General features: G+C 70.8%; 6 protein-coding genes and 2 pseudogenes. 7 read left to right on the forward strand and 1 reads right to left on the reverse strand.

The annotated features are described in order from the left end of the window. A partial coding sequence (locus IH13_RS0107855; RefSeq protein WP_031082286.1) for a LacI family DNA-binding transcriptional regulator occupies nt 1-451 on the forward strand: 451 nt, incomplete at its 5' end. Continuing rightward, nucleotides 451-1,430 (forward strand): annotated as a pseudogene (locus tag IH13_RS40580) (aldose epimerase family protein). The gene IH13_RS0107855 and the pseudogene IH13_RS40580, both read left to right, overlap by 1 nt. A 134-nt stretch (nt 1,431-1,564) precedes the next feature. On the opposite strand, the gene IH13_RS0107865 reads toward IH13_RS40580, so the two are convergent. Beyond that, complete coding sequence (locus IH13_RS0107865; RefSeq protein ID WP_051835791.1) at nt 1,565-2,611, reverse strand: LacI family DNA-binding transcriptional regulator; 1,047 nt, start codon at nt 2,609-2,611, stop codon at nt 1,565-1,567. Nucleotides 2,612-3,079: 468 nt separating this feature from the next. Between IH13_RS0107865 and IH13_RS0107870 the strand changes: the two genes are divergently transcribed. From IH13_RS0107870 to IH13_RS36955, 5 genes and pseudogenes are all read left to right on the forward strand, one after another. Further along, a complete protein-coding gene (locus IH13_RS0107870) occupies nt 3,080-4,000 on the forward strand; it encodes a carbohydrate ABC transporter permease (protein ID WP_031082289.1) in 921 nt (306 codons plus the stop codon). A gap of 3 nt (nt 4,001-4,003) precedes the next feature. Next, nucleotides 4,004-4,942 (forward strand): carbohydrate ABC transporter permease, encoded by a 939-nt coding sequence (locus IH13_RS0107875; protein WP_031082290.1) that lies wholly within the window; start codon nt 4,004-4,006, stop codon nt 4,940-4,942. 161 nt (nt 4,943-5,103) lie between these two features. After that, a complete protein-coding gene (locus tag IH13_RS0107880) occupies nt 5,104-6,444 on the forward strand; it encodes an ABC transporter substrate-binding protein (protein WP_031082292.1) in 1,341 nt (446 codons plus the stop codon). A 97-nt stretch (nt 6,445-6,541) separates the two neighbouring features. Beyond that, nucleotides 6,542-8,614, forward strand: a complete 2,073-nt coding sequence (locus IH13_RS0107885) for a beta-galactosidase (protein ID WP_031082294.1) — start codon at nt 6,542-6,544, stop codon at nt 8,612-8,614. A 218-nt stretch (nt 8,615-8,832) separates the two neighbouring features. Further along, nucleotides 8,833-9,959 (forward strand): annotated as a pseudogene (locus tag IH13_RS36955) (S8 family serine peptidase). The last annotated feature ends 445 nt before the right edge of the window (nt 9,960-10,404 follow it).

Consider the following 10,404-nt stretch of genomic DNA (forward strand, 5'->3'; position numbering starts at 1 on the left):
GCTGCGGGGCTGGCGCGAGGAGCTGACCGCCGCCGGGATCGAACCCGACGAGTCCCTGGTCGTCGTCACCGACGGCTACGGCCGCGAGGACGGTGCCACCGGCATGGCGGCCCTCCTGGACCGGGGGGAGCGGCCCGACGCCGTGTTCGCGTACAACGACCTCATCGCCATCGGCGCGATGCGCGCCCTCACCGAACGCGGACTGCGGATCCCCGAGGACGTCGCCGTCGTCGGCTTCGACGACATCGAGGAGAGCCGCTACACCACCACCACACTCACCACCATCGCCCCGGACAAAGAGGCCATCGCCCGCCTCGCCGTCGACAGCCTCGTCGAACGGCTCTCCGGCGAGGCCGCCGCCGAACCCCGCCGGCCGCGCCCCGGCTACCGCCTCGTCGTCCGCGAATCCACCGAAGCCCGGCCCGAACCCGGCCACACCGAGGACCACTGATGCCGCGCCCCACCGTGCACCGCACCCCCTTCGGCTCCGCCCACGGAACCGAGACCCACCTGTGGACCCTCGACAGCGGGACGGGGGTACGAGCCGGGATACTCACCTACGGCGCCACCCTGCACCGGCTCACCGTCCCCGACACCTCCGGCACCGCCGGCCCCGTCGTACGCTCACTCGCCGGCATCGACGACTACACGGCCGAGCACCCCTACTTCGGCGCCGTCGTCGGACGCTACGCCAACCGCATCGCGCACGGCCGCTTCACCCTGGACGGCACCGAGCACCACATCCCCGCCAACGACCGGGGCCACGCCCTGCACGGCGGACCGGACGGCTTCCACACCAAGGTGTGGGAGGCGACCGGGGACCACACCGACCACAGCGCCTCCGTCCGGCTCACCCTGCACAGCCCCGACGGCGACATGGGCTTCCCCGGGGCGCTGGACACCACCGTCACCTACACCCTGGACGCGGACGGCACCCTCGCCGTCGACTACCGGTCCGTCACCGACCGCCCCACCGTCGTCAGCCTCACCAACCACGCCTACTTCGACCTGGCCGGCCACGGCGACGTCCTCGGCCACCGCCTCCAGGTCGACGCCGACGCCTACCTCCCGGTGGACGGCGACGGCATCCCCCTGGGAGCGGCGGCCCGGGTCCGGGACACGCCCTTCGACCTCACCGAGCCCCGGCTGCTGGGGGAGCGCCTCGGCCACCAGGACGCTCAACTGCGGTCGGCGGGCGGCTTCGACCACTGCTGGGTGCTGCGCGAGGCGCCGGCGCCCGACGCCCCGCGCCGTGCCGCCCGGCTCTCCGCTCCGGACGGGAGCCGGGTCCTGGAGGTGTGGACGACCCAGCCGGGCATCCAGGTCTACACTGTCTCTTATACACATTCCCGTGCACCGTCCTGCGCCCCGGCGAGACGGCCCGCAGCCGGACGGAACTGCGTTTCCCGCACCTGCCGGGGCGCGGCTGACGGCGCGTCCGCCGGCGGGGCGGGCCGGCCGGACGGCGGGCCCGTACCGCGTTCGTCACCCCTCTGGACGCCGCCCTCACCGGATGGGGCGTGGCTCCCCGTCCTCCCGGTGAGGGCGGCGTCCAGAGGGTGCGTCACGTCGGCAGGGTGGCGCGGGGGCGGCCGTCTCGGCGCGGCGGCGGGGCCGTGCTCGACCGGACCACCAGCCGGGTCGGTACCAGCGTGGTGCCGCGCTCCGCCGTCTCGTTGCGGATCTGCCGCAGCACCCCGTCCACGCAGAGCCGGCCGATCTCGGCGAAGTCCTGGTGGACCGTGGTCAGCGGCGGGTGGAACGAGGCCGAGTCGGCGATGTCGTCGAACCCCACGACGCTGACGTCCTGGGGGACCCGCCTGCCGCGCTCGTGCAGGGCACGCAGGATACCCAGCGCCATCTGGTCGTTGGCCGCGAAGACCGCGGTGACGGAGGGGTCCGCCGCCAGGGTGAGACCGGCTTCGTACCCGGAGGCCGCCGACCAGTCGCCGCCCACCGGCGGCGGAACGGGGCGCCCCGCCTCCTCCAGGGTCCGCCGCCAGGCGGCGGCACGCCGTTGCGCGGCGAAGGACTCGGTGGGCCCGGCCACGTGCGCCACGGTGTGGTGCCCGAGGTCGAGCAGGTGCTGTACGGCTGCCCGGGCACCGCCGGACTGATCGGTGTCCACGACGCTGTAGCGGTCACCCGCGTCCGAATCGGCCACCACGACATGGGTGTTCGGGGGCAGGGACATGGCGGCGTCCAGAAGGTGGACTTCCATGATCACGATCATACCGTCCACCACCTGCTCGCCGAGCACGGTGACGGCGCCCCTGACCCCCGTGCTGGTGGGCGTGGCCACCGGCAGCAGGGTGATGGCGTACCCTTCGTCCGCCGCGGAGGCCGAAATGGCCTCCAGCGTACGGACGTTGCCCGTCGTGGCCAGCGTGAACAGGACCACGCCCAGGGTGCGGAACTTCCCGCTCTTGAGCGCGCGCGCCGCACTGTTGGGCCGGTAGTTCAGCTCCTTCATGGCGGACAGGACACGTAGGCGGGTTCCCTCGGAGACCACGGAATGCCCGTTGGACACACGGGAGACGGTCTGTGAGGAGACGCCGGCCAGGCGGGCGACGTCGGCCATGGAGGCTTCCCTGCGGGGTGGCCGTTCCATGGCCGGTTCCTGTCCGTGCACTTCGTCTTCCTCCGGGATGGTGTGGTGAGCCTCTCGCCGTACGGGCAGGGCGCCGCCCCGGCCGCGGGCCGTCTTGCACCGCGGTCGTCCGGGAGTGTGCCGATCGGTTCCCGCCCCGTCCCCCGCACCGCGTGTGGCTCGTACCGGATGTCGACGAAGGCTCGGACCATCGGCATTTCTACCACTTTCGGTCGCTCCGTGCTGACGGGCACGGGGACCCGCGCGAAGGCTGCTCGCCGGAAGAGGGCAGGATGGGGCGGCCGGCGGCGCAACTCGTCGGCGGGCGCGCGGAATCCTCGCCTTGACGGTGCGCGGAGCAGGCGTGTAAACATCACTTCACCCATTGCTGTTTACGTAAACATCGGTTCTCGAGTACAGCGCCTCCACGATGTCCGGTGTCTCCCTCCGGCCGGGGCCATGCTCAACGCCGGACCAGTAGGAGTACCCATGACGGCCGTTACGCCGCTCACGACCGGACGCCGCCCACCAGCCGGACGTTCCCGTTCCCGGCGCGGGCGGATCGGATGGCTCTTCGTCGGGCCCTTCATGGCCGTGTTCGCCCTGGTCTTCCTCGCCCCGATCGCCTACTCGCTGTATCTCAGCTTCTTCCGGGACCAGTTGGTCGGCGGCACCTCGTTCGTCGGCCTCGACAACTTCCGGCGCGCCTTCGAGGACGACCAGTTCTGGGCCGCCGTGGGCCGGGTGGCGCTCTTCCTCGCGGTGCAGGTGCCCGTCATGCTCGGGCTCGCGCTGCTCGTGGCCCTGGCGCTCGACAGCGGCAGGCTCTACGGGAAGAGCTTCTTCCGGATCTCCGTCTTCCTGCCGTACGCCGTGCCCGCCGTCGTCGCCACGCTGATGTGGGGCTTCATCTACGGCACCCGCTTCGGGCTGGTCGGCAACATCAACGACGCCTTCAACGTGTCACTGCCCGACCCGCTCTCGCCCTCCCTGGTGCTGGCCAGCATCGGCAACATCGTCACCTGGGAGTTCATCGGCTACAACATGCTGATCTTCTACTCGGCGCTGCGTGTCGTGCCCAAGTCCCTCTACGAGGCCGCCGAGATCGACGGCGCGGGCCAGTGGCGGATCATCGCCGCGGTGAAGATCCCCGCGATCCGCGGGGCGCTGGTGATCGCGACCATCTTCTCGGTGATCGGAAGCTTCCAGCTCTTCAACGAGCCCAGCATCCTGCAGAGCCTGGCCCCCAACGCGATCACGACCTACTTCACGCCCAACCTCTACACCTTCACGCTGTCCTTCTCCGGCCGGCAGCAGAACTACGCGGCCACCGTCTCCCTCGTCATGGGCGTCGTTACGATGATCATCGCCTACGCGGTCCAGCTGCGCGGCATGCGAAAGGAGGCGTGAGCGATGAGCGCGCCCACGTACACCGCCGAGCCGACCCGGCGTACCACCCACCGTGCCCCGGTGTCACGGCGCGGTCCCCGCCGGCGCCACTCGGCCGACCGCCCGCGCCGCAGCGTCCTGCTCACCGTGCTCATGGGCCTGACCGCGCTCTACGCGCTCATGCCCCTGGCCTGGCTCGTCATCAACGCCACCAAGACGCAGAAGAGCCTCCTCGACTCCTTCGGCCTCTGGTTCAGCGGGGACTTCGCCCTCTGGGACAACATCTCCCAGACGCTCACCTACGACGACGGCATCTTCGTCCGCTGGTTCCTCAACACCCTGCTCTACGTGGTGGTGGGCGCCGGCGGGGCCACCTTCCTCGCGGTCCTCGGCGGCTACGGCCTGGCCAAGTTCGACTTCGCGGGCAAGCGCGCGGTCTTCGCCACCGTCATCGGCGCGGTGGCCGTGCCCGCGACCGCGCTGGCGGTCCCCACCTTCCTCATGTTCAGCAAGATGGGCCTCACCAACACCCCGTGGTCCGTCATCATCCCGTCGCTCATATCCCCCTTCGGGCTCTACCTCATGTGGGTGTTCGCCGCCGAGGCCGTCCCCACCGAGCTCCTGGAAGCGGCCCGGGTGGACGGCTCCGGCGAACTGCGGACCTTCTTCCGCGTCGCGCTCCCGCTGCTGACGCCCGGCATCGTCACGGTCCTGCTGTTCACCATGGTGCAGACCTGGAACAACTACTTCCTGCCCCTCATCATGATCAAGGACCCGGGCTGGTACCCGCTGACGCTGGGACTGAACGCCTGGAACGCGCAGGCCGCGACCGCCGGCGGCCAGCCGGTCTTCAACCTGGTCATCACGGGCTCCCTGCTGACGATCGTGCCGCTCGTCATCGCCTTCCTGCTGCTCCAGCGCTACTGGCAGTCCGGACTGGCGGCGGGCAGCGTCAAGGGATGACCCGCCCCCCGGCCCGGAGGGCCACCCGATCTCCGCACCGTGGCACCGGCTTACCCCGGCTCCCGACCGGTGCGGTGTTCCACCCTCTCCACCTTCCGCGCCCCATGGCGCGGACGTTCGACGGTTCGTGCACCACCCTCACCACAACGGAGTGAAGCGATATGAGAACCATGACCAGACGCGCGATGCGTGGCGTCGGCCTGCTGTGTGCGGCCGCGCTGAGCCTCACCGCGTGCGGGTCCTCCGACGAGTCCGGTTCGGACAAGGCCGTGACGGGCGGTGATCTGCGGGCGGCCCTCAAGGAGGGCGGCTCGATCACGGTGTGGGCTTGGGAACCGACGCTGAAGCAGGTGGTCAGCGACTTCCAGAAGGAGTACCCGAAGGTCAAGGTGAAGCTGGTCAACGCCGGTACCGGCAACGACCAGTACACCGCCCTGCAGAACGCCGTGCAGGCCGGCTCCGGGGTCCCGGACGTCGCGCAGGTCGAGTACTACGCCCTCGGACAGTTCGCCCTCGGCAAGTCCCTCGAGGACCTGAGCCGCTACGGCGCGGACAAGTTCAAGAACGACTACTCGCCGGGCCCGTGGAACGCGGTCACCGTCGACGACGCCGTCTTCGCCCTGCCCATGGACTCCGGGCCGATGGCGCTCTTCTACAACAAGAAGGTGCTGGACAAGCACCAGATCGCCACGCCCACCACCTGGGACGAGTACCTGGAGGCCGCGCGCGCCCTGCACGCCGCCGACCCGAAGGCGTACATCACCAACGACACCGGTGACGCCGGGTTCACGACCAGCATGATCTGGCAGGCCGGCGGAACCCCCTTCCAGACCCGCGACACCAACGTGACGGTCGACCTCACCAACGACAAGGGTGTCGTCGCCTTCACCAAGGTCTGGCAGAAGCTCATCGACGAGAAGCTGCTGGCGCCCGTCAGCTCCTGGAGCGACGAGTGGTACAAGGGCCTGGCGGACGGCACCATCGCCACCCTCGCCACCGGCGCGTGGATGCCCGCCAACTTCGTCTCGGGCGTCGAGGGCGCCAAGGGTGACTGGCGCGCGGCCGCGCTCCCGCAGTGGAAGAAGGGCGAGGAGGTCAGCTCCGAGAACGGCGGCAGCTCCCTCGCGGTGATGAAGGCGAGCAAGAGCAAGGAGCTGGCGTACGCGTTCAACGAGTACGCCAACCACGCGGAGGGCGTCCAGGCCCGCCTCGAAGGCGGTGCCTTCCCGGCGACCACGGCCGACCTGGCCTCCCCGACGTTCCTGGACACCCCCTTCCCGTACTTCGGCGGCCAGAAGGCGAACGAGATCTTCGCCCGCTCGGCCAGCCAGGTGCCCGAGGACTGGTCCTACCTGCCGTACCAGGTGTACGCGAACTCCATATTCAACGACTCCGTCGGCAAGGCGTACGTCTCCGACACCACCCTGGCCGACGGGCTGAAGGCCTGGCAGAAGGCCGCCGTCGACTACGGCACGGAACAGGGCTTCGACGTCAACAAGTGACGCCGGCCCGCTGAACCGGCACAGGGCGGTCGCCCGTTCGTCCGACGGGCGACCGCCCTGTGCCGTACTCGCACCCCCCGTATCCGAAAGGATCATCATGACCCCCGCCTCCGAGCGCCGCTGGCTGCGCACGCCCTCCGACGACCGCCCCGCGCGCTTCGCCTACGGGGCCGACTACAACCCGGAGCAGTGGCCGCGCGAGGTGTGGAAGGAGGACGTCCGGCTGATGCGCGAGGCCGGGGTCACCGTCGTCTCCGTCGCGATCTTCTCCTGGGCCCGTCTCCAGCCGGCCGAGGACCGCTGGGACTTCGGCTGGCTGGACGAGGTGCTCGACCTGCTCCACAGCAACGGCATCGCGGTGGACCTCGCCACCGCCACCGCCTCACCGCCGCCGTGGCTCACCACCCTGCACCCGGAGATCCTGCCGGTCACCCGCACCGGTGAGACCCTCTCCCAGGGCGCACGGCAGCACTGGCGGCCCACCTCCCCGGTCTTCCGCGAGTACGCCCTGCGGCTGGTCGAGGCCATGGCCTCCCGGTACGCGGACCATCCGGCCCTGGTCGCCTGGCACATCTCCAACGAGCTCGGCTGCCACAACATCTACGACTACTCCGACGACGCCGCCCGGGCGTTCCGCGACTGGCTGCGCACCCGCTACGGCACGCTCGACGAGCTCAACCGCGCCTGGGCCACCTCCTTCTGGTCGCAGTACTACGGGGAGTGGGAGCAGATCCAGCCGCCGCGCCTCGCCGCGAGCCACGCCAACCCGACCCAGCAGCTGGACTTCAAGCGGTTCTCGTCCGACGCGCTGAAGGACTACCTCCGGGCCGAACGCGACGTGCTGCGCCGCATCACCCCCGACGTCCCCGTCACCACCAACTTCATGGTGATGGGCGAGACGAAGGGCATGAACTACCCCGACTGGGCGGACGAGATCGACTTCGTCTCCAACGACCACTACACGCACCCCGGGCCCCAGCGCCTGGACGAGCTCTCCTTCTCCGCCGCGCTCACCCACTCCATCGCCCACGGCAACCCGTGGTTCCTGATGGAGCACTCCACCAGCGCGGTCAACTGGCAGACCGTCAACGTCGCCAAGACGCCGGGCGAACTCGCCCGCGACTCCCTGCTCCACGTCGCCCACGGGGCCGACGCCGTCTGCTTCTTCCAGTGGCGCCAGTCCGCCGCCGGTGCCGAGAAGTACCACTCAGCGATGGTGCCCCACGCGGGGGCGGACAGCGAGGTCTTCCGCGGGGTGGCGGCCCTCGGCCGGACCCTGCACGAGCTCACCCCGGTCACCGGTTCCGTACGGCAGCCCGCCCGCGCGGCCCTGGTGTACGACTGGGACTCCTGGTGGGCCGTCGAACGCGACTCCCAGCCGACCTCCCTGCTGCGCTACCGGCAGGAGGCGCTCGACTGGTACTCCGCCTTCCTGGCCCTGGGCGTCCGGGTGGACGTCGTCACCACGGCGGCCGACCTCACCGGCTACGACTTTGTCGCCGCCCCCGTCCTGCACGTCGTCCCGAAGGACCTCGCCGGCCGGCTCGACGCCTATGTGCGCGGCGGTGGCCACCTCGTCACCACCTACTACTCGGGTGTCGTCGACGAGAACGACCACGTCCACCTCGGCGGTTACCCCGGGGCCCTGCGCGAGCTGCTGGGCATCCGCATCGAGGAGTTCGGCCCGCTGCTGGAGGACGCGGAGGTGCGGCTGGACAACGGTCTGACCGGCACCCTGTGGACCGACCGGATCGATCTGACCGACCCCGAGGTCACGGTCCTCGCCCGCTACGGGACGGGGGACCAGGCGGGCCGCCCCGCCCTCACGCGGCGCGTCCTGGCGGACGGCGGTTCCGCGTCCTACGTGTCGACCCGGCTCGGCACCCAGCTGTCCGGCGTGCTGGCGACCCTGCTGGACGGCGCCGGGGTGGTCAGCGAACTGCCCGCCGGCGCACGGGGGCGGGTCGAGGCGACCGTACGGACCGACGGCTCCCACGCGTACTGGTTCCTCGTCAACCGCACGGACGAGTCCGTCGCGTTCGACGCGGTGGACGGCGAGGCCCTGACCGGCCCCGCCCCGGACGCCCGCGGCGGCCTGGTCCTTCCGGCGCGGGAGGTCGCGGTCCTGCGCGTCGAGGCCGGGGCGACGCCCTTCGGCCGGGACGCGTAGGGGAGGTCCTCGGCGCGCGCTCCGGGGGACCGGCTGTTCCCCGGAGCGCCTGGCGAGGGGCGTGTGCCGTGGGCCGAATGCGCGCGCGGGGTGCCGATCGTTGAGCTGTCCGGATGACGCGGCTCAAGGCCCTCCCCGGATGTGGACGAAACGTCAGGTGTCCGCACCGCACGGACCCGCAGGTCCGTGCACGGTCCCTCCACACCAAGGGAGAACGCATGCGCCTGCGCGCCCACTGGGCACCAGCCGCTCTACTGCTGATCGCCCCCCTGATCGGCACCACCCCGGCCACGGCCGACACCGGCGAGGCGCTGGTGCCGGTGCAGCGGTCGTCCCGGGCGGTCCCCGGTCAGTACATCGTCACGCTGGCCAAGGACCAGACGCCGGGCGGGACGGCCGAACGGCTCGGCGTGACCCCGCTGTTCACGTACAGCAAGGTCCTTCACGGCTTCGCGGCCGAACTCACCGCGGACCAGCTGAAGAAGGTACGCGGCGCCACGGGCGTCCAGACCGTCGAGGAGAACAGCGAGGCCTCGGTCTCCCCGCCGGCCGTACAGCCCGAGGCCAACGCCCGAGTGGCAGCGGCCAGTTGGGGGCTGGACCGGATCGACCAGCGGACGCTGCCGCTGGACGGCGCCTACGAGGCCCCCCGCACCGGGCAGGGGGTGACCGCGTACATCCTGGACACCGGCATCGAAGCGGGCCACAGCGAGTTCGGCGGCCGCGTGGGGGCCGGCTACGACGCCATCGGCGACGGCCGCGACGGCGCGGACTGCAACGGGCACGGCACCCACGTCGCGGCGACGGTGGCCGGGGCCACGTACGGCGTCGCACGATCCGCCTCGCTCGTCCCGGTCCGGGTGCTCGACTGCGAGGGCTCGGGCAGCTGGTCAACGCCTCCCTCGGCGGGCCGGCGTCCTCGGCCGTCGACGACGCGTTCGACGCGCTGGCGGAGCAGGGCACCCTGCCCGTCGTCGCGGCGGGCAACGAGAGCCAGGACGCCTGCGACGTCTCCCCGGCGGGCGCCGACGGCACGGTCGCCGTCGGAGCCAGTGACAACCAGGACCGGCAGGCGTCGTTCAGCAACTGGGGCTCCTGTGTGGCGCTGTACGCGCCCGGGACGGAGATCGTCTCCGCCAAGCTCGGCGGTGGCTCCACGGCACTCAACGGGACGTCCATGGCCGCCCCGCACGTCACCGGAGCCGCCGTCCTCTACAAGGAGGCCGACCCCGCCGCGACACCCCAGGAGATCGAGGACCGGCTCGTCGACGGTGCGACCCCGGACGTGCTGACCGGCCTGGGCACGGGATCGCCCGACCGCCTGCTGTACACCGGCACTCTCTGAGCAGAGCCCCGGCACCTCCGGAGCGGGGTCCGCGCGGTGCGGACCCCGCTCCGTGCCGTGTGCCCCGAACAGCGGCTTTCCGGAACCTTTCATTTCTGCGCAAGTGGCTTGCGTAGGACTGTCATCTCTTTCGTTGGCCGATCGGACGGCGACAAGATGCCCAAGTCGCCTTAATTCACCGCTCCTTGTGCCCAGCGTCCCGCTGTCCGAACAGTCGGTCTTTCTGTCGCACCGGTAGACCTCCTCGACCTTCTCTGCAATTCTCTGACCGCACTACGCAAAAGACAGCTCATTCAGCCGCAGAAATCGATGGCGCAGAGCTGTCCGGACAGAGCCGCACCCTCGGTGCCTTCCGTGCCGAGGCCGAAGATCGGGGAACTATGAGAGCCCAACGCTGGAGACGGCAGGCCGTTTCGGCGGCCGTGGCCACCAGTCTTCTGATGGT

It is taken from the genome of Streptomyces sp. NRRL WC-3549 (genome assembly GCF_000721935.1).
GTDB lineage: Bacteria > Actinomycetota > Actinomycetes > Streptomycetales > Streptomycetaceae > Streptomyces.

Excerpts from the sequence above, each read along its gene's own strand:
- IH13_RS0107865 (WP_051835791.1), bottom strand. The coding sequence starts at position 2,611 with ATGGAACGGCCACCCCGCAGGGAAGCCTCCATGGCCGACGTCGCCCGC.
- IH13_RS0107870 (WP_031082289.1), top strand. The coding sequence starts at position 3,080 with ATGACGGCCGTTACGCCGCTCACGACCGGACGCCGCCCACCAGCCGGA.
- IH13_RS0107875 (WP_031082290.1), top strand. The coding sequence starts at position 4,004 with ATGAGCGCGCCCACGTACACCGCCGAGCCGACCCGGCGTACCACCCAC.
- IH13_RS0107880 (WP_031082292.1), top strand. The coding sequence starts at position 5,104 with ATGAGAACCATGACCAGACGCGCGATGCGTGGCGTCGGCCTGCTGTGT.
- IH13_RS0107885 (WP_031082294.1), top strand. The coding sequence starts at position 6,542 with ATGACCCCCGCCTCCGAGCGCCGCTGGCTGCGCACGCCCTCCGACGAC.